This is a genomic window from Blastomonas sp. (assembly GCF_046294995.1).
Classification (GTDB): Bacteria; Pseudomonadota; Alphaproteobacteria; order Sphingomonadales; family Sphingomonadaceae; genus Blastomonas.
Genome location: NZ_JBKBOG010000002.1, coordinates 151,556 through 176,144 on the forward strand (window position 1 = coordinate 151,556; position 24,589 = coordinate 176,144).

Annotated in this window: 24 protein-coding genes; 9 read left to right on the forward strand and 15 right to left on the reverse strand. The window is 65.8% G+C overall.

Annotated elements, in window-relative coordinates; all coding sequences use genetic code 11:
* The first annotated feature begins 148 nt into the window (after nt 1-148).
* On the forward strand, nt 149-1,918 hold the full coding sequence (locus ACK4R0_RS05275; protein ID WP_409671634.1) for an AMP-dependent synthetase/ligase: 1,770 nt from the start codon (nt 149-151) through the stop codon (nt 1,916-1,918).
* 301 nt (nt 1,919-2,219) lie between these two features.
* Here ACK4R0_RS05275 and ACK4R0_RS05280 read toward each other — a convergent pair whose 3' ends face one another.
* The 4 genes from ACK4R0_RS05280 to ACK4R0_RS05295 all read right to left on the reverse strand — a co-directional run bounded on the left by ACK4R0_RS05280 (nt 2,220) and on the right by ACK4R0_RS05295 (nt 6,461).
* Nucleotides 2,220-2,747, reverse strand: a complete 528-nt coding sequence (locus ACK4R0_RS05280) for a CarD family transcriptional regulator (RefSeq protein ID WP_017672703.1) — start codon at nt 2,745-2,747, stop codon at nt 2,220-2,222.
* A 328-nt stretch (nt 2,748-3,075) separates the two neighbouring features.
* Entirely contained in the window at nt 3,076-3,414 is a 339-nt protein-coding gene (gene fdxA, locus ACK4R0_RS05285; RefSeq protein WP_409671317.1) for a ferredoxin FdxA, read from the reverse strand.
* Nucleotides 3,415-3,571: 157 nt separating this feature from the next.
* Nucleotides 3,572-3,886: an RNA-binding S4 domain-containing protein gene (locus ACK4R0_RS05290; protein ID WP_409671320.1), complete on the reverse strand. Its 315-nt coding sequence runs from the start codon at nt 3,884-3,886 to the stop codon at nt 3,572-3,574.
* Nucleotides 3,879-6,461 (reverse strand): helicase-related protein, encoded by a 2,583-nt coding sequence (locus ACK4R0_RS05295; protein ID WP_409671323.1) that lies wholly within the window; start codon nt 6,459-6,461, stop codon nt 3,879-3,881. The genes ACK4R0_RS05290 and ACK4R0_RS05295 overlap by 8 nt, the downstream gene beginning before the upstream one ends.
* A 281-nt stretch (nt 6,462-6,742) precedes the next feature.
* Here ACK4R0_RS05295 and ACK4R0_RS05300 point away from each other — a divergent pair, with 281 nt between their 5' ends.
* Nucleotides 6,743-8,332 (forward strand): M23 family metallopeptidase, encoded by a 1,590-nt coding sequence (locus ACK4R0_RS05300; RefSeq protein ID WP_409671326.1) that lies wholly within the window; start codon nt 6,743-6,745, stop codon nt 8,330-8,332.
* Nucleotides 8,333-8,421: 89 nt separating this feature from the next.
* Nucleotides 8,422-8,634 (forward strand): hypothetical protein, encoded by a 213-nt coding sequence (locus ACK4R0_RS05305; RefSeq protein ID WP_409671329.1) that lies wholly within the window; start codon nt 8,422-8,424, stop codon nt 8,632-8,634.
* A gap of 35 nt (nt 8,635-8,669) precedes the next feature.
* On the opposite strand, the gene ACK4R0_RS05310 is transcribed toward ACK4R0_RS05305, so the two are convergent.
* The 9 genes from ACK4R0_RS05310 to ACK4R0_RS05350 all read right to left on the reverse strand — a co-directional run bounded on the left by ACK4R0_RS05310 (nt 8,670) and on the right by ACK4R0_RS05350 (nt 14,416).
* Nucleotides 8,670-9,398, reverse strand: coding sequence for a GIN domain-containing protein (locus ACK4R0_RS05310; RefSeq protein WP_409671332.1), 729 nt, complete (start codon nt 9,396-9,398; stop codon nt 8,670-8,672).
* Complete coding sequence (locus ACK4R0_RS05315; protein WP_409671335.1) at nt 9,395-10,051, reverse strand: class I SAM-dependent methyltransferase; 657 nt, start codon at nt 10,049-10,051, stop codon at nt 9,395-9,397. The genes ACK4R0_RS05310 and ACK4R0_RS05315 overlap by 4 nt, the downstream gene beginning before the upstream one ends.
* A gap of 109 nt (nt 10,052-10,160) precedes the next feature.
* Nucleotides 10,161-10,919: a head GIN domain-containing protein gene (locus ACK4R0_RS05320; protein WP_409671337.1), complete on the reverse strand. Its 759-nt coding sequence runs from the start codon at nt 10,917-10,919 to the stop codon at nt 10,161-10,163.
* A 98-nt stretch (nt 10,920-11,017) separates the two neighbouring features.
* Nucleotides 11,018-11,905, reverse strand: coding sequence for a glutathione-dependent disulfide-bond oxidoreductase (yghU, locus tag ACK4R0_RS05325; protein ID WP_409671340.1), 888 nt, complete (start codon nt 11,903-11,905; stop codon nt 11,018-11,020).
* Between the two features lie 171 nt (nt 11,906-12,076).
* The gene (locus ACK4R0_RS05330; RefSeq protein WP_409671637.1) at nt 12,077-12,256 is read right to left on the reverse strand and encodes a hypothetical protein; all 180 of its coding nucleotides are present in this window, start codon (nt 12,254-12,256) and stop codon (nt 12,077-12,079) included.
* 290 nt (nt 12,257-12,546) lie between these two features.
* Nucleotides 12,547-13,014 (reverse strand): SRPBCC domain-containing protein, encoded by a 468-nt coding sequence (locus tag ACK4R0_RS05335; RefSeq protein ID WP_409671345.1) that lies wholly within the window; start codon nt 13,012-13,014, stop codon nt 12,547-12,549.
* An 80-nt stretch (nt 13,015-13,094) separates the two neighbouring features.
* Entirely contained in the window at nt 13,095-13,886 is a 792-nt protein-coding gene (locus tag ACK4R0_RS05340; RefSeq protein WP_409671347.1) for a VOC family protein, read from the reverse strand.
* Nucleotides 13,887-13,898: 12 nt separating this feature from the next.
* Nucleotides 13,899-14,270 carry a DUF1428 domain-containing protein gene (locus tag ACK4R0_RS05345; protein WP_409671350.1) on the reverse strand — a complete coding sequence of 124 codons (372 nt, stop codon included), beginning with the start codon at nt 14,268-14,270 and terminating at the stop codon, nt 13,899-13,901.
* Nucleotides 14,267-14,416 carry a hypothetical protein gene (locus tag ACK4R0_RS05350; protein WP_409671353.1) on the reverse strand — a complete coding sequence of 50 codons (150 nt, stop codon included), beginning with the start codon at nt 14,414-14,416 and terminating at the stop codon, nt 14,267-14,269. Before ACK4R0_RS05350 ends, ACK4R0_RS05345 begins: the two co-directional genes overlap by 4 nt.
* A 123-nt stretch (nt 14,417-14,539) precedes the next feature.
* Between ACK4R0_RS05350 and ACK4R0_RS05355 the strand changes: the two genes are divergently transcribed.
* Both ACK4R0_RS05355 and ACK4R0_RS05360 read left to right on the forward strand, forming a co-directional pair.
* On the forward strand, nt 14,540-15,208 hold the full coding sequence (locus ACK4R0_RS05355; RefSeq protein ID WP_409671356.1) for a winged helix-turn-helix transcriptional regulator: 669 nt from the start codon (nt 14,540-14,542) through the stop codon (nt 15,206-15,208).
* Between the two features lie 75 nt (nt 15,209-15,283).
* Nucleotides 15,284-16,795 (forward strand): YifB family Mg chelatase-like AAA ATPase, encoded by a 1,512-nt coding sequence (locus ACK4R0_RS05360; protein WP_409671359.1) that lies wholly within the window; start codon nt 15,284-15,286, stop codon nt 16,793-16,795.
* A gap of 52 nt (nt 16,796-16,847) precedes the next feature.
* Here the strand turns inward: ACK4R0_RS05360 and ACK4R0_RS05365 are convergent, their stop codons facing one another.
* Nucleotides 16,848-18,341, reverse strand: coding sequence for a hypothetical protein (locus ACK4R0_RS05365; RefSeq protein ID WP_409671362.1), 1,494 nt, complete (start codon nt 18,339-18,341; stop codon nt 16,848-16,850).
* A 211-nt stretch (nt 18,342-18,552) separates the two neighbouring features.
* A complete protein-coding gene (locus ACK4R0_RS05370) occupies nt 18,553-19,248 on the reverse strand; it encodes a tRNA (guanine(46)-N(7))-methyltransferase TrmB (RefSeq protein ID WP_409671365.1) in 696 nt (231 codons plus the stop codon).
* A gap of 147 nt (nt 19,249-19,395) precedes the next feature.
* Here ACK4R0_RS05370 and ACK4R0_RS05375 point away from each other — a divergent pair, with 147 nt between their 5' ends.
* From ACK4R0_RS05375 to ACK4R0_RS05390, 4 genes are all read left to right on the forward strand, one after another.
* The gene (locus ACK4R0_RS05375) at nt 19,396-21,183 is read left to right on the forward strand and encodes an AMP-binding protein (RefSeq protein ID WP_409671367.1); all 1,788 of its coding nucleotides are present in this window, start codon (nt 19,396-19,398) and stop codon (nt 21,181-21,183) included.
* A 107-nt stretch (nt 21,184-21,290) separates the two neighbouring features.
* Nucleotides 21,291-21,689, forward strand: coding sequence for a hypothetical protein (locus tag ACK4R0_RS05380; RefSeq protein ID WP_409671370.1), 399 nt, complete (start codon nt 21,291-21,293; stop codon nt 21,687-21,689).
* Between the two features lie 49 nt (nt 21,690-21,738).
* Nucleotides 21,739-23,085 carry a TldD/PmbA family protein gene (locus tag ACK4R0_RS05385; RefSeq protein ID WP_409671373.1) on the forward strand — a complete coding sequence of 449 codons (1,347 nt, stop codon included), beginning with the start codon at nt 21,739-21,741 and terminating at the stop codon, nt 23,083-23,085.
* A 3-nt stretch (nt 23,086-23,088) separates the two neighbouring features.
* Complete coding sequence (locus ACK4R0_RS05390; RefSeq protein WP_409671376.1) at nt 23,089-24,588, forward strand: DUF4403 family protein; 1,500 nt, start codon at nt 23,089-23,091, stop codon at nt 24,586-24,588.
* Nucleotide 24,589: the final 1 nt, after the last annotated feature.

The following is a 24,589-nucleotide window of genomic DNA, read 5'->3' on the forward strand; positions in this document are numbered from 1 at the left end:
CTTCGCCACTGATTGCTCCTGCAACCAAAGCCCGCTAGACCCGTGGTCACCAGACCGCACACGAAAGCGCGGCTTATTCAGGAGCCTGATACCGGTGATCGCCAACACATCCCTCGACCAGTTCAAGACATTCGACAATCTGGTCGCGATGTTCTTTGCCCGTGCCGACGAGCTGGGCGACAAGCCGTTCCTGTGGGCCAAGCGCGAAGGTGTCTGGACCTCGATCAGCTGGAAACAGGCAGCAGGGCAGGTGGCCGAGCTCGCTTATGCGCTCAAGGACATGGGGCTGGCACGCGGCGACCGGGTGATGCTGGTCAGCGAGAACCGGCCCGAATGGTGTATCGCCGACCTTGCGATCATGGCCGCCGGCTGCATCACCGTGCCGACCTACACCACCAACACCGAGCGCGACCACCAGCACATCCTCGACAATTCGGGCGCGCGCGCAGTGATCGTCTCCAATGCCAAGCTCGCCAAGACGCTGCTGCCTGCGGTGCTGCGCGCGGGCAATGCCTGGCACGTGATCGGCATGGATGCGATGAAGGTCGGCCAGGCCAGCCGCTTCCGCACCCACAACTGGACCGATCTGGTCACCGGCGATCCCGCGCGCCAGGCCGAGCGGATGGCACAGGTGCGCGCCGATGCAGCCTCGCTCACCCGCACCGACACCGCGTGCATCATCTACACCAGCGGCACCGGCGGCGCGCCGCGCGGGGTGATGCAGCACCATGGCGCGATCCTGCACAACATCGCAGGGCCCACCCGCGTCATCGCCGAGGATTTCGGCTGGGAAGACGAGGTGTTCCTCTCGTTCCTGCCGCTCAGCCACGCCTATGAACACAGCGCCGGCCAGTTCTTCCCGATCGGGCTGGGCGCGCAGATCTATTATTCCGAAGGGCTGGAAAAGCTTGCCAGCAATATCGAGGAAGTCCGCCCCACGCTGATGGTCGTGGTGCCGCGATTGTTCGAGGTGCTGCGCGCGCGCATCCTCAAGCAGATCCAGAAGCAGGGCAAGGTCGCCAACTTCCTGTTCGAACGCGCGATGGCGCTCGGCGAGAAGCAGCTGGGCGGCCGCGCCGGGCTGATCGACAAGCCGATGGACTTCATCCTGTCGAAAAGCCTGCGGCCCAAGATTCAGGCGCGGTTCGGCGGGCGGATCAAGGCGATGGTCTCGGGCGGCGCGCCGCTCAATCCCGAGATCGGCGTTTTCTTCCATTCGCTCGGCCTCACGCTGCTGCAGGGCTATGGCCAGACCGAGGCGGCGCCGATCATCGCCTGCAACCGCCCCTCGGTGGGCGTCAAGATGGACACCGTCGGTCCGCCGCTCGCCGATACCGAGGTGCGCATCGCCGAGGATGGCGAGATTCTGGTGCGCGGCGAACTGGTGATGCACGGATATTGGCAGAACCCCGAAGAGACCTCGCGGGTGCTGATCGACGGCTGGCTGCACACCGGCGACATCGGTCATATCGATGCCGCAGGCCGCATCGCGATCACGGACCGCAAGAAAGATCTGATCGTCAACGACAAGGGCGACAACGTCTCGCCCCAGAAGGTCGAGGGCATGCTGACGCTGCAGCCCGAAATCCATCAGGCGATGGTGATGGGCGACCGGCGGCCCTATCTCGTCGGGCTGGTCGTGCCCGATCCCGAATGGGCGCTCGAATGGGCGACCGCGCAAGGCGTGAAGGTGGATTTCGCCGAGCTGCAGGCCAACCCGGCGTTCAAGTCCGCGGTCCGCGCGGCGATCGACCGGGTCAACGCCGATCTGTCGGTGATCGAGAAAGTGCGGCAGTTCGCCTTTTCCGACGAGCCTTTCGGAATCGAGAACGGCGAAATGACCCCCTCGATGAAGATCCGCCGCCACGTCATCCGCGCGCGCTATCAGGACCGGCTCGACGGGCTGTACAAGTCGTAAGGGCGCGTTCTCCGGCAGTGTATTGACGTATTTGGTGCACAACGTCCCTCGACTTCGCTCGGGAACACGGGAGGTGGGTGCAAACCCGCGACGGCCAATACGGAGCCATGGGTATAACAAACAGAATGTGGTTCGCTCTCCCCTCGCCGTCTGTCCCGAGCGAAGTCGAGGGACGTATGCGCAATGCTATGCGGATAGCCCGCGACTTTTGAGTCCGTTGTTCGCCAAATAACAAAAACCCCGGAGCGGCCTAACGCCGATCCGGGGTTTTGGGTAACAGTCGCTCGGCGACAAGGCTGCCTTATTCAGCTGCCTCGTAATATTGCGGTGCGGCTTCGTTGAGGATCTCGAGGATCTTCTTGAGCGCTGCAGGCTCGTCGGTCTTTTCCATCGCTGCCAGTTCGCGCGCGAGGCGGCTCGAGGCCGCTTCGAAGATCTGGCGTTCGGAATAGCTCTGCTCGGGCTGGTCGTCGGGGCGGAACAGGTCGCGGGTCACTTCGGCGATCGACACGAGGTCGCCCGAGTTGATCTTGGCTTCGTATTCCTGGGCGCGGCGCGACCACATGGTGCGCTTGACCTTGGGCTTGCTCTTGAGCGTTTCCATGGCTTCACGCAGTGTCTTGTCGGACGACAGCTTGCGCATGCCGATGCTTTCGACCTTGTTCACCGGAACGCGAAGGGTCATGCGTTCCTTTTCGAAGCGCAGCACGTACAGCTCGAGCTGCATGCCGGCAATTTCCTCTTTCTGAAGCTCCACGACACGGCCGACACCGTGCTTGGGGTACACCACATAATCGCCTACATCAAAAGACAGCGCTTTGGCGGCCATTCAAAAACCTTTCTAATTTCAGGGGAAGCGGGAGTGTTTTCGAACCTGCGATCCTGCCGTCCGAACCAGATCTCCTCAAGCATGTGCCGAAAGCGGGACACCCATCTCAACGCTGCGCTGCAGCACTGACAAGGAAGCCCTTAACAGATTCGTCACAAAATAGCCACCCTGTAATGGCCATTCCGGACCCAAATGGGGTTTGAAACGCCGAAAAACAAGCGTCGGCAGGCGCTGAGGCGCGCCTGCCGTTACGGAATGTTGGAGCGATCGCGTGTGGCCGATGCGATGGCCCGGCCGATCCACCCCCGAAGGGATGGATGGGAAGAGGTCAGTCGCCTTCGCCAGGTTCGGGCGAGAAATAGGCTTCGTATTTGCCTTCCTTGCCCTTGTACTCGTCCGCGTCAGGCGGAGAGTCGCGCTTTTGGGTGATGTTGGGCCATTCGGCGCTGAACTTGGTGTTGAGCTCGAGCCACTTCTCGAGGCCGTCTTCGGTATCGGGCAGAATCGCTTCGGCGGGGCATTCGGGTTCGCACACGCCGCAGTCGATGCATTCGCTGGGGTTGATCACCAGCATATTGTCGCCTTCGTAGAAGCAGTCCACGGGGCACACTTCCACGCAGTCCATGTATTTGCACTTGATGCAGGCGTCGGTGACTACATAGGTCATCGGCTGTGATCGCTCCCTGGATGGCTGGCCGGGCATTTCGGGCCCGCATTGCATGATGATAGCTTGGTGATGGCAGCTTAGTGATTCTGGGCGCCTTGCTATTGCCATCGGCCCGGTGCGTCAATATCGCGCTGCCATGGGGACGCAAAGCCCAGCTTTATCCGGCGGCGCGCCGGTCTTCGGGTTCGCGATAGCACGCCAGCGCCTCTTCGGCAGGTCCCCGGCGCCAGGGCAGATGGTTGATCTGGAGCACCAGGACGCGCGACCCCTGCGGCACGGTGAGCACGTCGCCGCTGCGCACCGCATGGTGCGCCTTGACGACGCGGGTGCCGTTGCTGCGGATCACGCCCTGTTCGGCCAGCATCTTGCCCTGCGAGCGGCTGCGCACCAGCCGCAGGTACCACAACAGCACATCCATCCGCAGATGCCCGCCTGCCTGCGAGCCCGTTGGACCACCACCTGTTTCAGCCAATCGCCACCTTCCAATCCGCCAGTGCCGCAAAATGCCCATCGCGCCGGGGCGGCTGCGATGCTTGCGCAGCTTTCCTTCGGCCCAGGCCGCGCCACCGCCACAATGCGGGGGCGGTATCGCTGGTCTTCGCCGCCGCGCGGCGGAACCCTGCGGCGCGCATCAGCCGCTCGGCATTGGCCGGCGTAAGCCCCATCGACACCGCCAGCGCCGGATCGATCGCAAAGCTTGCCGCCTGCCCGCGCCGGTCGTGCGCGGCGCGGATCAGCTTTTCGGCCATGTCGACGCGCAGCGCCTGGTCGCCCACCAGCCGGTAGGCCGGATGCCCGGCAGGCGGCAGCACGCTGGCTGGAATGACAGTGCGCAGCGCAGCCACCTGCAAATCTGGATCAGCAGGCATCGGGGCGGCAGCGTGTACCGCGCGTGCGATTGCCAGCACGCGCTGGCATTCGGGCCGGATCATCGCGGCACAGAACACATCGAGGCTGCCCAGCCGCACCCCCAGCCGCTGCAGGATCTGCCGGGCAGCGGGGTCGAGCGCGTGGATCAACCCATCGGCCGCGACCCGGGGAATCGCTCCGCCTGCATCGATCAGCTGCACCAGCAGCGCGCGCAGCGGGCCAGAGCAGCGGCGATCCTGAGCCGCCTTGGTCAGCGCCCGCACCGGGGCCAGCGGCACACCCAATTGCGCCTCCAGCCACGCGGCGACATGCGCCAGCAGCGCCTCGTGCTCGGCACGCGGCAAAGCCTCGAGCGCGCGGTCGGGCTGGAACCTCGGGAAAGCGACCGAGGTCCCGCGCACGATCTGGCCAATCCGCTGGCCGTGCCACATCAATGCGGGCCGCCCCTTGTCGTCCGCCAGAATCGCAAGCGACTCGGGCGCATCGGCGACGAGCTCGCGCGCGCGCTTGGCGAGCAGCCCGGGCAGGTGGCGGTCGGCAGCGGCGAGCAGCAACTTGCGATCGGCCAGCCGCGCCTGCGCATCGACGACGAAGGCAAAGCCGTTCAACTTGCCGATCGGTTCGCCATCGACGCAGATCGCATCGCCCTCTTCGAGCGTCACCGGCAGCAGCGACGCATCGCCGCCCAGCCCGCGCAGCAGCACCGCGGTGCGCCTGTCGACGAACCTTTGCGCCAGCGCCTTGTGCAGCGCATCGGACAAACGCTCCTCGACGCTGCGCGCGCGGCCCGCCATCTCGGCAGGATCTGCAACCCAGTCACGACGCTGCGCGACATAGGACCAGGTGCGGATCGCCGCGATCCGCGCGCCCAGTTTCTCGACATCGCCCTGCACCTGATCGAGATCGGCGATCCGCCGCGCGATGAAATCGACCGGGAGATGGCCTTTGCCCTGCCCCAGATGCTGCCAGAGCTGGTGCACGAAGCTGGCATGGTGCTCGGCGCCGCGATGCTGAAAATCGGGCAGGCCGCACACCGACCAGAAGCGACGCACCGCCGCCGTGCCGCGCACACTCGCGCCAATGTTCGGATCATCGGCCAGCCGCTTCAGCACGGCCAAGTCGATCGCCTCGGGCGCGGGCTTGAGCACCGGGCTCGAAGGCGCTTGCTCAAGATCGGCGATCAGATGCCCCAGGCTGTCGAAGCGCGGCGCCGAATCGCGCCAGAACAAGGACTTGAGCGGCGGGAACTGGTGCTGTTCGATCCGCTCGATCTCTTCGTCGGTGAACTGCGAATCCGCACGGCCCGCGACCGAACCGAAGGTGCCATCGCGCTGATGCCGCCCTGCGCGCCCGGCGATCTGCGCCATTTCGGGCAAGGTCAGCCGCCGCCTGCGCGCGCCATCATATTTGTACAGCGAAGCGAACGCGACATGCTCGACATCCATGTTGAGCCCCATGCCGATCGCATCGGTCGCGACGAGATAATCGACCTCGCCCGCCTGATACATCGCGACCTGCGCGTTGCGGGTGGCGGGGCTCAATGCCCCCATCACCACCGCCGCGCCGCCACGGAACCGGCGCAGCATCTCGGCAACGGCGTAAACCTCTTCGGCCGAAAACGCGACGATCGCGCTGCGCGGGGGCAGGCGCGAGAGCTTCTTGATCCCGGCATAGCTCAACGTCGAAAAGCGCGGGCGGGTGGTGATCTCGGCATCGGGGACCAATGCGCGCACCATCGGCGCCAGCGCCTCCGATCCCAGGATCATCGTCTCGTCGCGCCCGCGCGCGTTCAAGATGCGATCGGTGAACACATGGCCGCGCTCGGGATGCGCGCCCAGCTGCGCCTCGTCGATGGCGACAAACGCAAAGTCGCGCCCGTCCTGCAGCGGCATGCTCTCTGCGGTGGAAAGGAACCAGCGTGCGCCGGGGGGGACGATGCGCTCTTCGCCGGTCACCAAAGCGACCTCTTTGGGCCCCTTGATCGCCACCACCCGGTCGTAGACCTCGCGCGCCAGCAGGCGCAGCGGAAAGCCGATCAGGCCGCTCGAATGCGCGCTCATCCGCTCGATGGCGAGATGGGTCTTGCCGGTGTTGGTCGGCCCGAGCACGGCGGTGACAGTCCCTTGCGAGAACTCCTGCGAAGAGTGGCGCGGAAACCGGGGCGAAAAACGGGTCATGATCGGCCTGCCTTCAAAAGCCTGATGTCTCAGGGCTCTTGTCCCTACATCAGCACCCGGCAGCCCATATGCAAGCCCATTGTCACCGCAGACCGATCAGCAATGCCAGGGTTCCGCCGCTGATCGGGGATAGTGCACCACTCGTCCCGCAGGCACACCGATTTGCGGCGGGTTAATTTGACTTTAACCGGCGTTCTCCACAAGATTTCCGGGCGAGGGAAATCGCCAGCGTGGGGGTCGCAAGGCTCGTCGCGAGAGAACATGGCGATAAAGGGTCGGACTTGTTTCAGCAACGCGAACAGCTTTTCGGGGCAGGTGCAGCCACCGCCAGACTGTCGATGGCCGATGCGCTGCCGGCGCCTGCGACCATCCGTCCCGGCGGCGGGCCCGATGCTGCACGCGATAGCTGGACCCGCGCGCTTGCGTTTGTTCGCGACACCAACTGGACCCCGGATCTTGGCACCGCAATCGGCAGCGCCGAGTGGTTCCGCGGGCTTGCCACGCTCTGCCTGCTGCTCACCGGCGCGTATGCCGTGTGGCCGGGCATTCATCCGCTGGGCGCTGCGGCGACGGCGCCCGCGCCGGTTGCGCTCGAAGAACTGCGCAGCCAGATGATCATGCCGCTGGCATTCGGCAGCGATTCCGGGCGCGCGATGGCGGCAACCGATGCCGTGGTCGCGCTGGCCCAGGCGCCCGAGCGTCCGACGATCGAGCTTGCCGCCGTCATCGGCCGCGGCGACAGCTTCATGCGTGTGATGCAGCGCGCGGGCGTGGGCAGCGGCGATGCACAATCGGTCGCCAACCTGGTGTCCTCGGTGGTGCCGCTGAGCGACATCCGCGACGGCACCCGCATCGACATCACCCTGGGTCGCCGCTTCGCGCGCAACCAGCCGCGCCCGGTCGAGAGCATCGCCTTCCGCGCACGCTTCGACATGAACGTCGAGATCGTCCGCGCCGGATCGACGCTCGATCTGGTGCAAAAGCCGATCCTGGTCGATGCCACCCCGTTGCGCATTCGCGGCACCGTCGGCTCGAGCCTGTATCGCTCGGCACGCGCCGCAGGCGCCCCGCCGCGCGCAATCCAGGCGTATCTGCAGACCTTGGGCAGCCAGCTGTCGATCGGCAGCGACATCCGCGCCACCGACGAATTCGACATCATCGTCGATTACAAACGCGCCGCCACCGGCGAGGTCGAGATGGGCGAACTGCTCTATGCCGGGCTCGAACGCGGCGGCAAGCCGCAAGCGCAGATGCTGCGCTGGAAGGCCGGGAGCGGCATGCAGTGGTTCGAGGCCTCGGGCGTCGGCGAGGAGCGCGGCGAGTTCGCGCGGCCGGTCAACGGAGCGGTCACCTCGGGCTATGGCTATCGCCGCCATCCGATCCTGGGCTTCCGCCGGATGCACAGCGGCATCGATTTCCGCGCGCGCAGCGGCACCCCGATCTATGCGACAGCCGACGGCGTGGTGAACTATTCGGGCCGCAAGGGCGGATACGGCAACTTCGTGCGGATCGCGCATGGCGGCAACATCGCCAGCGGCTATGGCCATATGAGCCGGATCGCGGTGAGCAACGGCACGCGCGTGCGGCGCGGCCAGGTGATCGGCTATGTCGGATCGACCGGGCTTTCGACCGGGCCACATCTGCACTACGAACTGTATCGCGGCGGCCGTGCGGTCGACCCCGGTTCGGTCAAGTTCACCACCCGCGCCCAGCTTTCGGGCAGCGAGCTGGCCAGTTTCCGCGCGCGGCTCAAGCAGTTGCTCGCCGTATCACCCGGCGCCGCGCTTCAGTCGATCACGCCTCCGTCCGCGGACACCAGCGCAGAGCCCAAGCGTGAGATCGAACGGATCGCCAGCACGACGATCGCCTGACGCGGCATCAGACGTCCCGGAACCGATCACGGCATCGGACGGTAATCCTTCAAGGCATCGCGCAAACGCGGCCAGGATGGAGACGGACTATGAACGACATTCCCCCTATCGAAGACCCGAACGGACCCGAGGACCGCGACACCCGGCCCAGCGGCGAGAAGACCCCGAAACGCCAGGAAGGCGGCCTCGTCCCCAAGGACTCGCGCAACGTGACCGGCACTGCCGTCGTCGAAGATGGCCGCTGGACCGGCGCCGCCGTGCATCCGGAAGAAGGCCCGAGAGTTCCCGAACCCAAGGAATGAGGGTGATCGGGCCGGGGCTGATGTGAGAGGCTGACCTATCGCACCGGCGCCCCAGTGCCGCAGATGATGGCGTTGGTTCCACTCTGCCGGACGGTGCAGACCGGGCTGCCGCCGATCTGCACATCGGCGTCGCCCTTGACCGCAATCCGTGCCGGACCGTTGACGGTAAGGCTGGCGCGAACCGGGCCTTCTCCGGTGAAATCGATCGCGCCCAATGTCAGGCCGCTGCCCTCGATCAGCCCGTCGCCCAGCATCACCGCGCGCGCGGTGCCGGCCGTGCCGCCGATCTTGAGGCTGCCGCTGCCGTTGACGTTGATCGCGACAGCGTCGGCGTTCACCGCGCCGATCTCGACCGAGCCGTTGCCGTCGATGGTCGCGCTGGGCTTTGCCCCTGCCAGCCGGTCGAGACGCGCGCTGCCATGGCCGAGCACGGACAGCGACTGGACCGTACGCGCGTTCAGCCGCACCAACGGCAGGGCGCCCGAACCTGCCTGGCGGTTGCGCGCCTCGGTCGGAATATTGCGGCGTGCGCGGCGGATATAGACCGTGCCACCCTGCACCCGGACGCTGAGCGCCTCGAGCGCGCGCGGGTCGCCGCTGGCCAGCGCGAACGGCGCGCTGTCCGAGACGATCTCGACCGCGACGTCGCCCTCGATCCGCACCTTGTCAAACGCCGACAGGGTGAACTTGCGCTCCGCAGCTTCGGCGGCGTTGGCCATGCCACTGCCCAGTACCAACGCCGTGATGATCATCGCCGCTTTCATGCGCGCGCCTCTCCCATTTCGATCCACCCCAGAAAACGCGGGGTCCTGGGCAGATAGCGGCTGTGGCATTCACCCAGGCTGAACCCGCGCGCGCGGAAAGCATCGCCGACCGGGCGGGTGAGATGACAGCCGCCTGCGATCTTCTTCCATACGGGCTCGATCCGCTGCTGCCAGCGCGCCGGGCCGGAATCGGGCGCCGCGCCGTGTTCCAGAAACAGGATGCGGCCGCCGGGCTTGAGCACGCGGCGCATCTCGCCCAGCACCGCATCGGGATCCTGCACCGAGCACAAAGTGAACGTGGTCAGCACCGTATCGAAGCTGGCATCGGCAAACGGCAGCGCTTCGGCGATTCCGGCGCGAAAATCGGCATCGAAGCCGCGCACCTTGGCCTTGCCGCGCGCCGTCTCGAGCAACTGCGGCGAGGGATCGACACCTGCAAGCCGGGTGATCCGGGCGCGGTCGTAATGATCGAGGTTGATACCCCCGCCGCAACCCAGCTCGAGCACGTCGCCGCTCGCGCGCGGGACGATGCGGCTGCGTGCCTTGGCAACCGCGGGCTGGCCGCAGCAAAAGGTGATGAGACGCGGCATGATATGCCGGTCCCAGAAATTCGGATCGTCATGGTGGCCGCCGGCGGCTTGCGGAACGCTCAAGTCCATCTCCCCCGCGCGGCTGCATCGGTGCACCGCACTAGGGAGAGTGTTTAGCATGCTTGCGCGGGGCGCAACGGGTTTTGCAGCGATCCGCCTTCCCGCGATTCGATCAACCGCAGGTGATGCTGCCCGATCCCATCGCGCTGCTCTTGCACTTGGCATTGCCCTTGATCGTGACATCGCCCGATCCCATCAGACTGGCGTCGACCGAACCGTCCGATGCCATCGTGACATCGCCCGATCCCGCGATCGAGATTTCCACCGATTCGCTGCGAAAGCGCTCACCCAGCACGCTGCCCGAGCCGGCGATCGAGATTTCCGACGAATCGGCGCTTCCCGCCAGTCTCATCGATCCGCTGCCCGCGATCGACCCTTCGAGCGACTTGGCGCTGAGGCTGGCGATATCGGCATCGCCCGAGCCTGCAATCGACAGCTTGACCTTGTCGCCTTCCATCCTGTCGATCTTGGCAGAGCCCGAGCCTGCCACCATGAAGCCGCGCAGCGCCGGAGCATTGACCGCGATCGTCGCCTCGCCGCTGCTGCCGCCCAGGCCCCAGTTCGAGGACTTGCGCCGGATGCGCAGTTCGCCGTTGCGAACCTTGTATTGCAGCTTTTCCAGCGCCTTGGCATCGCCGGTGGCGCTGACCGCGTGCTCGCCCCGGGTGACGAAGGTCAGGTTGTCGGGCCCGGCCAGCGTGATCCGGTCGAACGGCTCACCCGACCAGCTGCTGGCCCAGCCTTCGCTGTTCGACCCCTCGGAGTCCCTGTCGCTGTCGAAGGTGAAACTGGTACCATCGGTCATGCCGCACGCGGCGACCAGGGCGGCACCGGCGACCAGGACAGGCAAAGGCTTCCAGTTCAGCGGCATGGCGATATCTCCTCAGCATGTGTGTTGCCGTATTAATACACACATGGAGGTTGCCGTGCAAGCGGTTCCGCTTTGTCGCTCCTTGATGGTCGAAGCGCTCAGGTCGCGTCGGCAGCCGCAAGCTTGTCCTGCGTGCGCAGGTCGAAGTCGCTGGCATCGTGGCGTTCGTGCAGCTGCTGGCTCAGGTCATCGCCCCAGGTGCGGTTGACGATCCTGCCGCGCTGCACCGCAGGGCGCTTGGCGATCTGGTCGGTCCAGCGCAGCAGGTTCGGATACTGCTGTGCCTGCAGAAACTCGGCCGCGTCGTAAGTCGCGCCGCTCGCCACGCCGCCATACCACGGCCAGATCGCGATATCGGCGACCGAATATTCTCCGCCCGCCATGTACTCGTTGTTCGCCAGGTGCCGGTCGAGCACATCGAGCTGGCGCTTGGTCTCCATGGTGAACCGGTCGATGCAATATTCGATCTTGATCGGCGCATAGGCGTAGAAATGCCCGAAGCCACCGCCGAGATAAGGCGCGCTTCCCATCTGCCAGAACAGCCAGTTGATCCCTTCGACCCGCTTGGCCGGATCGGTGGGCAAGAACGCACCGAATTTTTCGGCAAGATACAGCAGCATCGATCCCGATTCGAACAGCCGCACCGGCTCGGCAGCGCTGTGGTCCATCAAGGCGGGGATCTTGCTGTTGGGGTTGATGCCGACAAAATCGCTGCCGAACTGGCCCCCCTCGCGGATATCGATCAGCCAGGCGTCATATTCCGCCCCCGAATGCCCGGCTGCCAGCAGCTCTTCGAGCATGATGGTGACCTTCTGGCCGTTCGGCGTCGCCATCGAATAGAGCTGGAGCGGGTGCTTGCCCACCGGCAGCGCCGCATCATGCGTTGCGCCCGCGATGGGGCGGTTGATGCTGGCGAACGCCCCGCCGTTTTCCTTGTCCCAGGTCCAGACGGCAGGCGGAGTGTAATCGGCGGGGAAATTGGTCATCGGTTCGGGCTTTCGCAAACGGGGCTGGATCGGCCATGGCCGTTGTTCCAAGCCTGCCAGGGGACAGGAGCGGACGATGGACCAGCATCGATGCGCCGGGCAACAAAAAAGGGCAGCCATTGCTGGCTGCCCTTTTCCGAATCAGTACCTGATCTCTTCGAAAAGAAGGGCTCAGGGGCTGTTGGGCTCATCATCATCAGCGATGATGATGATGCCGCCGATGACGGCGGCAGCTGCAACGACACCAATGATGATGCCGGTGCTGCCTTCTGCGTTGCTTTCTTCACCCGAAGCGCTGGTCACGCGAGCTGCGGAAGACGCAGTCTGTGCCAGAACCGGGGCGCCGACCATTGCGGTCAAAGCAAGCGCAGCCAGTGCGGTCTTTGCAAGTTTCATAAGATTGTCCCTTCAGACATGCTGCTAGCACTCGTCGTATTCCACACGCGCTTCGCAAATGCAACATGCGTTCAACGCAATTTCACGCGATTTCATCGCTCTTTTCAGGCGCTTCCCCGCCAGATACAGTCCGCTGCAGCATGAAGTTACACCAGGTGTAACGCGTAACAGCGATTTCCCCGGCACGAATCAGTGTCGGCAAGTATTCGGCCCGCGCTCGCGGGCAAGTTCGAATCGGCGGTCAGTCACCCTGCCGGGTGCGCATCGGTCGCTTCGGCGAGTTCGGCCAACTGGTCGGCCATTGTCGTCCAGCCTTCGACAAAGCCCATCGCCTTATGCTGCTCGCACGCCTCCTGCGTCCAGTGGCGGGCGGTGGCGGTATAGCGGGTGCCCTCGCCTTCGGCCGTGATCTCGAGACAGCCGACCATGAATGCCGCTTGCGGCAGCCACCCCGCGCTGAACGCATCGGTAAACACCATCCGCACCCCCGGCGTCACCTCCAGCAGCACGCCATCGCCGTCATGGCTGGCGCCATCGGGGCCGCGCATGGTCGTCGCCATCCGCCCGCCCGATCGCCAGTCGATCTCGACGATCTCGGTGGTCCATGGCCGGGGGCACCAATATTCCTCCAGCCGCCCGGTCATCACCTGCCACACCGTCTCTGGCGGTGCGGCGATAAAGCGCGTGACGCTGATTTCGTGACGATCGGTCATCTTGCATGCTCTCCGAAAGTGTCAGTCGCGATCGGGCGCACCGAGGGGAAAGAAGAAGGTGGGCGCAAACACCTGCAGCGTCATGATGCCTTTGCCTCCGCGCGCGCGCCGACCAGGTTGAACATCGCGCCCTGCGGGTCGAGACCCGAGATGATGAAATCGCCGCCGGGCACTTCGGACGGCCCGAACAGCACCTGCCCGCCGTGTGCGGTCACCTGGGCCGCCGCCGCGTCGATATCGGCGACGCGGAAATAATAGGACCAGCAGGCCACCGGCATCTCGGGCGGCTTGGTCATCATCGCGCCGATCACGCTGCCATGGCGCAGGAATTCGTAAGACCCCATCGCCCCCATATCCATCTCGCCATCCTTCATCCAGCCGAACTGCTGCGTATAGAACGCCATCGCGCCCGGCTGGTCGGTGGTGGATAGCTCGTTCCATGCGCAATGGCCGACGCGCGGTTCGTCGGCGGCAAAGGCGTGGCTGGTTTCGCCCGATATATCCTGCATGATGTAGAACGCCACGCCCTGCGGATCGGCGACCAGTGCGAAGCGACCGGTACCGGGAATGTCGTGCGGGTCCATATGCACCGCGCCGCCCGCTGCCTTGATCGACGTGATCGCAGCATCGACATCATCGACCGCTATATAGCCCAGCCAGGCCGGGTGCGCGCCGCCCTCCTGCATCTGCGGCGTCAGCGCCAATAGGCCGCCGATCTGCTCGCTGCCCGCAGAAAAGATGCGGTAGTCCATATCGGGCTGTTGCGACGGGGCGAACGTCCACCCCAGCAATGCGCCGTAAAACGCACTCGCGCCATCGGCGTCGGGTGTCATCAGTTCGTACCAGACGAACTCTCCATGCGGGTTGGTCACGATCGGCTCTCCTCAGGGTTTCAGGTCGACCACGGTTTCAAACCCGCCGAAGATCATCCGCTTGCCATCGAAAGGCATCGGGTTCTTCGCCGGGTCCATCCGCGGATCGGTGTTGGCGGGATCCATCATCCTGGCCATCGCAGCATCGCGCGTTGCCTTGTCGGGCCACTCGATCCAGCTGAAGATCACCGCCTCGCCGTCTTGCGCCTTCACCGCCATGCGAAAATCGGTGGTCTTGCCCACGGGCACGTCATCGCCCCAGCATTCGGTGATGCGCAGCGCGCCCATTTCGATGAACATCGCATCGGCGGCGCGCGCATGTTCGATGAATTTTTCCCGGTTCTCGGTGGGGCAGGGAATCACGAAACCGTCGATATAGCTCATGGGGTCTCTCCTTGCTGGGGGAATGATGCAGGCGGATCGGCAGAGGGCAGCCCTATCTCATCGCACGCCCAGCGCGGGCGCAGATCGCGGACGGCGGTCATCGCGGCATCGCCGTCGCACCTCGGGCAGGGGGCGATCCTGGTCATCGGGTCCTCCTTGCAACATCCTGGTCGCCCGAGCGCGACTCGCTTGTCTGTTGCCCGATGATGCCAACACTGTTACAAAAAACAACTACTAAGTTATCTATTATAACCAAAATGGAGCACGGTTTGGCGAAGCGCCTTTACGACGACGCCTGCGGTACCGCACACGCCCTGGAACTGATCGGAGAACGCTGGGGATTGCTGGTGATGCGCGAGCTCATGCTGGGCGCGCGGCGGTTCAACGAGTTGCGCGCCGATCTTCCGGGGATCAGCGCGAATGTGCTGACCCAGCGGCTCGAAGGGCTTGAGGCGAGATTGCTGGTCGTGCGCCGCCGCCTGCCGCCACCGGCATCGGTGCAGGTCTATGAACTGACGCAATGGGGCTATGAGGCCGAGCCGCTGATCCAGATGCTCGGCCGCTGGGCGGCGCGATCGCCGTGGCACGATCCGACGCTGCCGATCAGCGGAGTCTCGGTGATGCTCTCGTTCCGCACAATGCTCGATCCTGCGCGGATCGGCGACCTCGATATCCGCGCAGGCTTCGTGTTCGGCGACATGACCTATGCCGCGCATCTGTCCGCGCAGGGTTTCGATGTCGCGCGCGGTCCGGTCGAAGGCTGTGACATCGTCTTTACCGGTTCGCCGCACGCGCTGGCGGGCGCGGTCTATGGCGGGGTGCCGCTTGAGGCGCTGGCCGATCAGGACCTGCTGGTGGCCGAGGGCGATCCGGCGCTGCTCGCGCGTTTCTGCGGCCTGTTCCCGCTGCCACCCAAGGTGCAATTGCCTCCGGAATGACCGCAATCGCCGATTCCCACTCGACTCCGCCTGCGTCCCGCGTCACTCTTGAGCAGGGAACAAACAGGGGGCATTATGGTCGCCATCGTCCAGACTGTGGCGTATCTGGGGCTTGAGGCGCGCAGCGTCGAGGCGCAGGTGCAGATATCGCCCGGGGTCAACAAGGGCATCGCGGTCGTCGGCCTGCCCGACAAGGCGGTGGGCGAGAGCCGCGAACGCGTCCGCGCCGCGATCGCCTCGCTGGGCCTGTCGCTGCCGCCCAAGCGGATTACCGTCAACCTGTCACCCGCCGACCTGCCCAAGGAAGGCTCGCATTACGACCTGCCGATCGCGCTCGCGCTGCTCGCGGCGATGGGGATCGTCGATGCCGAGCTGGCGAGCGAATATGTCGCGGTCGGCGAGCTCGCGCTCGATGGGCGGATCGCCGCATCGCCAGGCGTGCTGCTCGCCGCGCTGCACGCCTCGGCGACCGGGCGCGGGCTGATCTGCCCGGCAGCGCAAGGGGCAGAGGCCGCATGGGGAGGCGGCATCGACGTCATCGCCGCGCCCGATCTGCTCACCCTGCTCAACCATTTGAAGGGCAATGGCCGCCTGAGCCCGCCCAAGCCCGGCATCGCCGAAGAGCCCGTGCCGGGCCCCGATCTCAAGCAGGTCAAGGGGCAGGAGACCGCCAAGCGCGCGCTCGAGATCGCCGCTGCCGGGGGGCACAACATGGTGATGGTGGGTCCGCCGGGCGCGGGCAAATCATTGATGGCCTCGTGCCTGCCCGGCATCCTGCCGCCGCTGACGCCCGAAGAGGCGCTCGAAGTCTCCATGGTCGCCTCGGTCGCAGGCACGCTGACCGATGGCCGGATCAGCCGCGCGCGTCCGTTCCGCGCACCCCATCACAGCGCCTCGATGGCAGCGCTTGTCGGCGGCGGTCTCAAGGTGCGCCCGGGCGAGGTCTCGATGGCGCATCTGGGCGTGCTGTTCCTCGACGAACTGCCCGAGTTCCAGCGCACCGTGCTCGATTCGCTGCGCCAGCCGCTCGAAACCGGCGAGGTCAGCGTCGCGCGCGCCAACGCGCATGTCACCTTCCCCGCGCGCGTCCAGATGATCGCGGCGATGAACCCGTGCCGCTGCGGGCATCTGGGCGATCCCGCATTGGGCTGCTCGCGCGCGCCCAGATGCGCGGCGGACTATCAGGCTAAGGTATCGGGGCCACTGCTCGACAGGATCGACCTGCATGTCGAGGTCGAGGCCGTTACCGCCGCCGACCTGACCCTGCCCCCGCCCGCCGAAGGATCGCGCGAGGTCGCCGCCCGGGTTGCCGCCGCCCGCGCGCTCCAGACCGCGCGCTATTCGGGCATCAAGGCGCGCACCAATGCCGAGATCGACGGCGAGGCGCTCGAACGCCACGCCACCCCCGACGAGCCCGCCCGCCAGCTGCTCGCCCGCGCCGCCGAAGCGATGCGGCTGTCGGCGCGCGGCTATACAAGGGTGCTGCGCGTCGCGCGCACGATCGCGGATCTGAGCGGCGCCGAGACGGTCGGCCGGGTGCACGTCGCCGAGGCGCTGAGCTACCGGCGACGGGCACCGGTGCGATAAGATCGTCTGAGCTTTACTCTGCGTCGGGCGCAAAGGCTCGACCCGGGTGCCGCTACTCCCCGCAAGTCCTTGCCCACACCCCATAGCCGCGGCGGCTGCCGATCCGGGCATAGCATGACCATGCCGGGGCGAAGCGCGCGTCCTGGCGCAGGAAGGCGAGATAGTCGAAAGGCTCGTCGCCGAAGAACAGCTTGCGCCGGTTTTCGTCGATGAACACCCGCTCGGGCCGGTAAGCGATTAGGTCGCCAACCATGTTGCCGCGTGCCCGGTCGAGAACGCCGGCAAGATCGCGGCACACCTGCCCGGCACAGTCGCCGCGCCGCAGGCGGATATGCGCGCCCGGCACCATCCATGGCACGGGATAGCGGCTCACCCAGCGGCCCGAAACCTGGTTGACCATCGGGAAGGCGGCCGCAAAATCCGCGCTCAGCACCGTGATCCGCATCCCCGGCGCCGGCACGAACGCGGCAAGGTCGTCGGCCAGCGGATTGCGATAGGGACCACGGGCGATCTGATGGCCGAGCGCCAGCAGCACGACCGCGCCAAGCAGCACTGCCAGCAGGCGATCATTGCCACGCCAGCTTTCGCGCTGTGGAACGATCCATGCGACCACCAGCAGCAACAACGCGGCCAGCGGCAGGACGTGATAGTCCCAGCCCTTGTGCTGGATGACATAGCACGCCAGCGCGCCCGCCGCGCCTCCGAGCAGCGCCGTCAACACCGGGTCGAGCGCGGTGCGGTGGCGCAGCGCGATCCACCCGGCGATCAGTGCCGCACCGATTTCCGGCCGCAGCCACAAGCCGAGGGGGTTGGTCTCATACGCGGAATAGACCAGCCGTCCGGTCGGAACGATATCGGCCAGATAGGCGGGGTGAGCCAGAGCGATCAGGCCGACATAACCGAGCAACGCGGCGCCGAGCGCCAGATTGGGCCAATCGAACAGCCGTTGCCACTGCCGGTCGCGCGCCAGCCTCGCGAGCAGTATGCCTGCGGGGATCAGCAGAAGATAGGGCTTCAGCATCAGCCCCAGCGCCGCCACCAGCCCGATCGCGATCTTCTCAGCCGGGCCAGCCTGGGGTCCCAGATCGCCCAGCGCCAGCACCAGCAGATAGGGCATCGCCAGCATCAGCATCAGATGCTCGCGCTGGCCGAACTCGGCGATCGGCAGAACGAAGAATGCCGCCAGTACCGCCACAAGCAGCATTGTCCGTTGCGCCGCCGCCACTGGCGACATGGCAAGCAGGCGGATGATCCACGCGGCAGACAGTGCTGCGAGGACGATGCAATAGCCGATGAAGCTATACTCGGGGGACGCCCCCAGGAAGCGTGAAACCAGCACCGATGGAACTGTGTGATAGAAGACGAGCGGAGGGCTTATCTCCATAATGTCCCGGTACAGGCTTGCACCGTCGAGCCACTTGTCAGTCGATAGAAGGTACCAACTGGTATCATGGTTGAGTGGAAACCATGGGAAGAACAGGGCCGCTGCGACGACCGTCAATGCCAACGCTATCAGCCCATTGCGTGCCTGTATGTCACTGGCCATGCGAAAGCTCCGAAAACGCCCAGCACTTGCGAAGTGAACAGCTGATCGGCGGGAATACAAACGTAACCAACGGTCCGCCATGGGCGGTCCGCCGTTCTGGTCTGGTGCCCGGCAAAATAAGCCGATCATGGTTACCGAAAGGTGAAAGTCCGGCCCTTGCCCCCGTGACGCCGTCGCAGGCGGACACGATCGGACCCAGGCAGAGCAGCGCTTATCTGCGCCGGTAGCGGAAGTACCACACCTCGTGCCCCTGCGCGCGGGCCTTGGCTTCGTAGCGGGTTTCGGGCCAGCCGCCTGGGCGGACGAGAAAGTCCTTGGGGCGCTCGCACAGCCAGTCGAACGCGGGATGGTCGTTCATCACCATCATCGCGTGCGCGACATAGATCGGGTGATCGGTGCCGAAGCGGAATTCGCCGCCGGGTTTGAGCTTGGCCGCGATCAGATCGACGGGTCCCTTGTTCATCATCCGCCGCTTGGCGTGGCGCGCCTTGGGCCAGGGATCGGGGTGGAGCAGATAGACGAAGCTCAGCGAGCGATCGGGGATGCGCTCGAGCACGTCGATCGCGTTGCCCATGTGCAGCCGGATGTTGGCGAGCGTGTTCTCCCGCACATGCTGCAGCGCGCCGACGACGCCGTTGAGGAACGGCTCTGCGCCGATGAAGCCGTGATCGGGCAGCATGTCGGCGCGATACGCCATGTGCTCGCCCGAGCCGAAGCCAATCTCGAAGTGCAGCGGACGATCATCGCCGAACAGGCGCTGCGAGGTGATCTCGCCGTCTTCGGGCACGGTGATCTGCGGCAGCAGCTTTTCGACCAGTTCGGCCTGGCCGAGGCGCAGTTTGTGGTTCTGCTGGCGGCCATAAAGCCGCCGCACGGATACAGGGTCGCCGGGTTTGTACGCAGTCATGGGGCAAAGCGCTTAGCGAAGGCGGGCTGCGATGCAAGCGGCTATCGGCAGATCGCGGGTATCATTGGTGAGGGGCGCGGGCCGGTTGCGACGGCCTGAACGGCTTGCGGCTTGTGCGGCGCGCATGTCTTATTTACAGTCGTGTCAATGACTGACAGCGCCCTGCCCACCTCGCCCGTGCCCGCCTCGCCCGTGCCCGCCTCGCCCGTGCCCGCCTCGCCCGTGCCCGCCTCGCCCGTGCCCACCTCGCCCGTGCCCGCCTCAACCGATCAGCCGATCTGGGCGACGCATTACAATCACCCTTGCGACTGGGACCAGACATTTCCCCCGCTGTCGCTGCCCGACATGCTGTTCGGTTCGGCACAGCGCAAGGGGGACGCGCCTTTGCTCGATTTCATGGGCCGCAAGTACAGCTATGCCGAAACCGCGCTGGGTGCGCGCCGCGTCGCCAAGGGGCTGCAGGCGCTGGGCGTCGGCAAGGGCGACCGGATCGGGCTGTTCCTGCCCAACGTGCCGCATTATGTCGCGGCCTATTATGGCGCGATGGCGGCGGGCGCGACGGTGGTCAATTTCTCGCCGCTGTATACCGCCGACGAACTGGCGCATCAGGTCGCCGACAGCGGCACGACGATCCTGTTCACCCTGTCGGCCGCAGCCTTGCTACCCACCGCGGTCAGGGTGCTCAACCAGTCGGGGCTCGAACGGCTGGTGGTCGGATCGGTCGCAGGCGCGCTGCCTGCGGGTAAGGCGCTGTTCTACCGCCTGTTCAAGGGCAAGGAGGTTGCCGAGCGGCCCGACGACCCGCGGATTACCAGCTTTTCTTCGCTGATCGACAATGACGGTGCGTTCTCGCCGGTGGCGATCGATGCGATGCACGATATCGCGCTGTTCCAATACACCGGCGGCACCACCGGCACGCCGAAGGGTGCGATGCTGAGCCACCAGAATCTTTCGGCCAATGCGCGGCAGGTCAACGCGATCGATCCGCGCAAGGACGATGAGGACGACCGCATCCTGGGCGTGCTGCCCTTCTTCCATGTCTTTGCCAACACCTGCGTGCTCAACCGCACCGTGCTCAACGGCGGCGAGATCGTGATGCTGCCGCGCTTCGATGCGGTCGCGGCGTTGAAGGCGATCAACCGCACCAAGGTCACCGCGCTGCCCGGCGTGCCGACGATGTACCAGGCGCTGCTCGACAATCCGCAGATCGCCAAGACCGATTTTGCGTCCCTGCGCGCCTGCATCTCGGGCGGCGCGCCGCTCGCCGCCGAGGTCAAGGCGCGGTTCGAGGAGGTCACCGGCGCCAATGTCGTCGAAGGCTATGGCCTGACCGAAAGCAGCGGGGTCGTCTCCACCAATCCCTATGAGGGGCTGAACAAGCCCGGCACGATCGGCCAGCCATTGCCCGGAACGACGGTGCGGCTGGTCGACAAGGAAGACCCGACCAGGGACGTGGCCCCGGGCGAGCCCGGCGAGATCATCTTTGCCGGGCCTCAGGTGATGCGCGGCTATTGGAACCGTCCCGATGCCGACGAAGAGGTGTTCATCGGCGAATTCCTGCGCACCGGCGATGTCGGGGTGATCGACGAGCATGGTTATATCCGCATCGTCGACCGCATCAAGGACATGATCTCGGTGGGCGGGTTCAAGGTCTTCCCCAGCCAGATCGAGGCGGTGCTGTACACCCACCCTGCGGTCAAGGAGGCGCTGGTGATCGGCATTCCCGATCCCTATCGCGGCGAAAGCCCCAAGGCGTTCGTCGCGCTGCAGGACGGCGAGACCATCGACGGACCGGCGCTGGTGGCGTGGCTCAACCCGCAATTGGGCAAGCACGAACGAGTCGCGGCGATCGACATCCGCGACGCTCTGCCCAAGACGCTGATCGGCAAGCTCGACCGCAAGGAGCTGCGCAGAGCCGAAGGAATTGCGGCCTGATGCGCCGAGGTTAACCCCCCTTGCCAAGCTGTCATCGCAGTGACACACTCATGCTGGTGTAGGTCGGCCCAGACCGGAGTCTGCACGAGGCAATCAAGGGGGTCGTGATGACCAATGCGATCGAAAAGCGGTTCGAAGCCGCCCGCTACAATTCCACGCTCGTCAAGCCTGCGGTGCCCGAGACGATATGGGACCGACGGATCAGCAACCACGTCGCCTATGCGCTGCTTGCCTATACCGGACTGCAGATCTTCGTGGTGATGGGCGCGATTAGGGGCGAGGGCATGTCGATCCTGCCCTATCTTGGCCTCGTCGCGCTGGTCGGCATCGTCATTCCGCTGTGCCGCCGGATGGAACGGCGCTGGCAGGGCTTGTCGCGCAGCAACCTTTCCGAGGCGCAGCTGCTGACGCATTATCGCGGCGACCGGCTGGGGATCTGGATGTTTGCGCTGGGCTTTCCCTTCGCGTTCATCCTGCTGATCAAGGGGCTTGCGGCGCTGTTCTGAGCCGACCCGTCCGATTGACCATCCCTCACCAGCAGCTTAAACGCTGCTGATGCAAACCCCCGACCAAGCCAGAGACCTGGCGCAAGACCTTGTGGCCCGCGCGATTGCCGCCGGAGCCAGCGCGGCAGATGCCGTCTTCGCCTGCGACGCCTCCACCGATGTTCAGATCCGCCTGGGTGCGCTCGAAGACGTCCAGCGTTCCGAAAGCGCCGCGATCGGCATGCGCGTGTTCGATGGCCGGCGATCGGCCAGCGTCTCGGGCGCAGATGTAACGCCTGCGGGCCTTGCAACGCTCGCCGAACGCGCGGTGGCGATGGCGAGGCTGGCGCCGGAAGACGCGTATGCCGGCCTTGCGCCCCAAGAGCTGCTGGCGCGCGGCCCGCTGCCCGCGCTCGACCTCGACGACGGCATGGACCCCGACCCTGCATGCTTGCGCGATCTGGCCGAACGCTGCGAAGCGGCGGCGCGCGGCGTCAGCGGCGTCACCAACTCCGAAGGCGGGTCGGCGGGCGCGGTGCGCTCGGTGATGGCGCTCGCCACCAGCCACGGCTTCGTCGGCAGCTATGGCGGCAGCCGCTATGGCATCGGCGCCAGCGTACTGGCCGGCGGCGAAGGCACGATGGAGCGCGATTCGGCATCGCACACCGTGCGCTTCCTCGAAGATCTCGAATCCCCCGAGGAAATCGGCAGGCGGGCGGGCGAACGCGCAGTTGCGCGGCTGGGCGCGGGCAAGATCAGCAGCGGGCCGATGCCGGTATTGTACGACCCGCGCGCCGGCGGATCGCTGATCGGATCGCTGATCGGCGCGATCTCGGGCGGCGCGATCGCGCGCAGGACCAGCTTCCTGCTCGACAAGCGCGGGAAGCCCATCTTCGACAGCGCGGTGACCATTTTCGACGACCCACACCGGGTGCGCGGCCTGCGTTCGCGCAGCTTCGACGGCGAGGGCCTGCCGACAAAGGCCTGGCGGGTGATCGACAAGGGCGTGCTATCCGGATGGATGATGGACAGCGCCGCCGGCCGCCAGCTGGGCGAACAGCCGACCGGCCACGCCGCACGCGGCATCAGCGGCGCGCCTGCGACCGGGGCGAGCAACCTGCACATGGAGCCGGGCAGCGACAGCCCCGCCGCGCTGATGGCGGGCATCGCCACCGGCATCTATGTCACCGAACTGATCGGCATGGGCGTCAACGGGGTTACCGGCGACTACAGCCGTGGGGCGAGCGGGTTCATCATCCGCGACGGCCAGCTCGCTGAACCGATCAGCGAGATCACCATCGCGGGCAATCTTGTCGACATGTTCGCCCATCTGACACCTGCCAACGACCTTGAATTCCGCTATGCGGTCAATGTGCCCACTTTGCGCATCGACGGCATGGTGGTGGCGAGCAGCTGACCCATGGCGGCTCTATCCCGTCGCAAGGCTCTCGGCGCAGGCGCTGTCCTTGCGGTGGTGGTGCTGGCTGCGACCCTGCTGCTGACCTATTGCGCAGGGTGGACCGACCGGGGCCGCCCCCCGCGCACCGACGACAGCATCGTGGTGCAGCCCCAACCGTCGCTGATCACCGTTCCGGTGGAAGCGGAACTGGGCAATCTGGCCCGTGCGCTCGAGCGGCACGTGCCGCGCGAATTGTGGCGGATCAACGAGGCCGATCAGGTCTGCGTCGAGAGCACGGGCGTTGACCTTGGCATTGCGACGGTCAAGACGCCCACCATCAAGTGCAATATCGTTGGCGAGGTGACCCGCGGTCCGATCCGCGTCGGCGGATCGGGCAAGGAGCTGCGCTTTTCCTTCCCGATCACCGCGGTCGTGCGCGCCGAGGACATCGGAGGCATCCTCAAACGCAAGACCGCCACCGCAAGGGCCATGGCGCACGCCGTCGTCCGCATGGATCTGGAGCAGGACTGGACCCCGCGTGGCAGCGTGTCGCTGAGCTATGACTGGTTGACCGAACCGCATATCACGTTTCTGGGGCAGACGATCACGCTGACCGAACCTGCCGAACGCGAACTGGCACCCGTGATCGCGCGGCTCGAGCGCGAACTGCCCGGCGAGCTGGGTCAGATCGGCATCAGGCGGCAGATCGAACAGGCCTGGGCGAGCGCCTTCACCTCGGTCGTGCTCAATGAGCGCAACCCCGAGGTGTGGATGCGGATCACCCCACGCGCGCTGCAATATGGCGGATACGAGGTCACCGATGGCAGGCTGCGGTTGCGGCTGGGGATGCGCGCGCTGACCGAAACCTATGTCGGCCACCGGCCCGAGCCGCGCGCGCCGATCGCGCTGCCACCGATGCAATCGCTCGATGCCGAGCCTGGTGCGCTGGCTTTCTTCGTTCCGGTGTTCGCAGATTATCGCGCGCTCGAGCCGGTGCTGATCCGGGCGCTGCGCAGGCGATCGCAGCGGCCGTTCATCGTGCCGGGGCTCAATCCGGTCGACGCCCGCTTCAAGGCGGCGACGATCTATGGCACCACCGGCGGACGGATCGCGGTGGGGCTGACATTTTCCGCGCAGGAACGGGGCAGCAGCTCTCCGACCTCGGGCACGGTGTGGATGACCGGCAAACCGGTCAATGCCGAAGATTCGCGCCGGGTGGGCTTTACCGATTTCGGCGTCACCGGCACCACCGACATGACAGGGGGAGACCTGATCCTCGATCTGGTCAACGCGCCCGGCGTCGCGCAGATGATTGCCGAGATGCTCGCGCAGAACTTCGAGCGCGACTACGCCGAACTGCTCGGCAAGATCGACCAGGCCATCGAAAACAAGCAGACCGGCGATGTCATCATCCGGGCGGAGCTGACCCGCGCCAGGACCGGCCAGCTGCAGGCGGCAGGCGCAGGGCTGTTCCTGCCGGTCTGGGCCAGCGGCACCGCGAGCGTCACCATCGTCCCTTAAG

Excerpts from the sequence above, each read along its gene's own strand:
- ACK4R0_RS05275 (WP_409671634.1), top strand. The coding sequence starts at position 149 with ATGTTCTTTGCCCGTGCCGACGAGCTGGGCGACAAGCCGTTCCTGTGG.
- ACK4R0_RS05280 (WP_017672703.1), bottom strand. The coding sequence starts at position 2,747 with ATGGCCGCCAAAGCGCTGTCTTTTGATGTAGGCGATTATGTGGTGTAC.
- fdxA (WP_409671317.1), bottom strand. The coding sequence starts at position 3,414 with ATGACCTATGTAGTCACCGACGCCTGCATCAAGTGCAAATACATGGAC.
- ACK4R0_RS05295 (WP_409671323.1), bottom strand. The coding sequence starts at position 6,461 with ATGACCCGTTTTTCGCCCCGGTTTCCGCGCCACTCTTCGCAGGAGTTC.
- ACK4R0_RS05305 (WP_409671329.1), top strand. The coding sequence starts at position 8,422 with ATGAACGACATTCCCCCTATCGAAGACCCGAACGGACCCGAGGACCGC.
- ACK4R0_RS05310 (WP_409671332.1), bottom strand. The coding sequence starts at position 9,398 with ATGAAAGCGGCGATGATCATCACGGCGTTGGTACTGGGCAGTGGCATG.
- ACK4R0_RS05320 (WP_409671337.1), bottom strand. The coding sequence starts at position 10,919 with ATGCCGCTGAACTGGAAGCCTTTGCCTGTCCTGGTCGCCGGTGCCGCC.
- yghU (WP_409671340.1), bottom strand. The coding sequence starts at position 11,905 with ATGACCAATTTCCCCGCCGATTACACTCCGCCTGCCGTCTGGACCTGG.
- ACK4R0_RS05330 (WP_409671637.1), bottom strand. The coding sequence starts at position 12,256 with ATGGTCGGCGCCCCGGTTCTGGCACAGACTGCGTCTTCCGCAGCTCGC.
- ACK4R0_RS05335 (WP_409671345.1), bottom strand. The coding sequence starts at position 13,014 with ATGACCGATCGTCACGAAATCAGCGTCACGCGCTTTATCGCCGCACCG.
- ACK4R0_RS05345 (WP_409671350.1), bottom strand. The coding sequence starts at position 14,270 with ATGAGCTATATCGACGGTTTCGTGATTCCCTGCCCCACCGAGAACCGG.
- ACK4R0_RS05350 (WP_409671353.1), bottom strand. The coding sequence starts at position 14,416 with ATGACCAGGATCGCCCCCTGCCCGAGGTGCGACGGCGATGCCGCGATG.
- ACK4R0_RS05360 (WP_409671359.1), top strand. The coding sequence starts at position 15,284 with ATGGTCGCCATCGTCCAGACTGTGGCGTATCTGGGGCTTGAGGCGCGC.
- ACK4R0_RS05365 (WP_409671362.1), bottom strand. The coding sequence starts at position 18,341 with ATGGCCAGTGACATACAGGCACGCAATGGGCTGATAGCGTTGGCATTG.
- ACK4R0_RS05370 (WP_409671365.1), bottom strand. The coding sequence starts at position 19,248 with ATGACTGCGTACAAACCCGGCGACCCTGTATCCGTGCGGCGGCTTTAT.
- ACK4R0_RS05375 (WP_409671367.1), top strand. The coding sequence starts at position 19,396 with ATGACTGACAGCGCCCTGCCCACCTCGCCCGTGCCCGCCTCGCCCGTG.
- ACK4R0_RS05380 (WP_409671370.1), top strand. The coding sequence starts at position 21,291 with ATGACCAATGCGATCGAAAAGCGGTTCGAAGCCGCCCGCTACAATTCC.
- ACK4R0_RS05385 (WP_409671373.1), top strand. The coding sequence starts at position 21,739 with ATGCAAACCCCCGACCAAGCCAGAGACCTGGCGCAAGACCTTGTGGCC.
- ACK4R0_RS05390 (WP_409671376.1), top strand. The coding sequence starts at position 23,089 with ATGGCGGCTCTATCCCGTCGCAAGGCTCTCGGCGCAGGCGCTGTCCTT.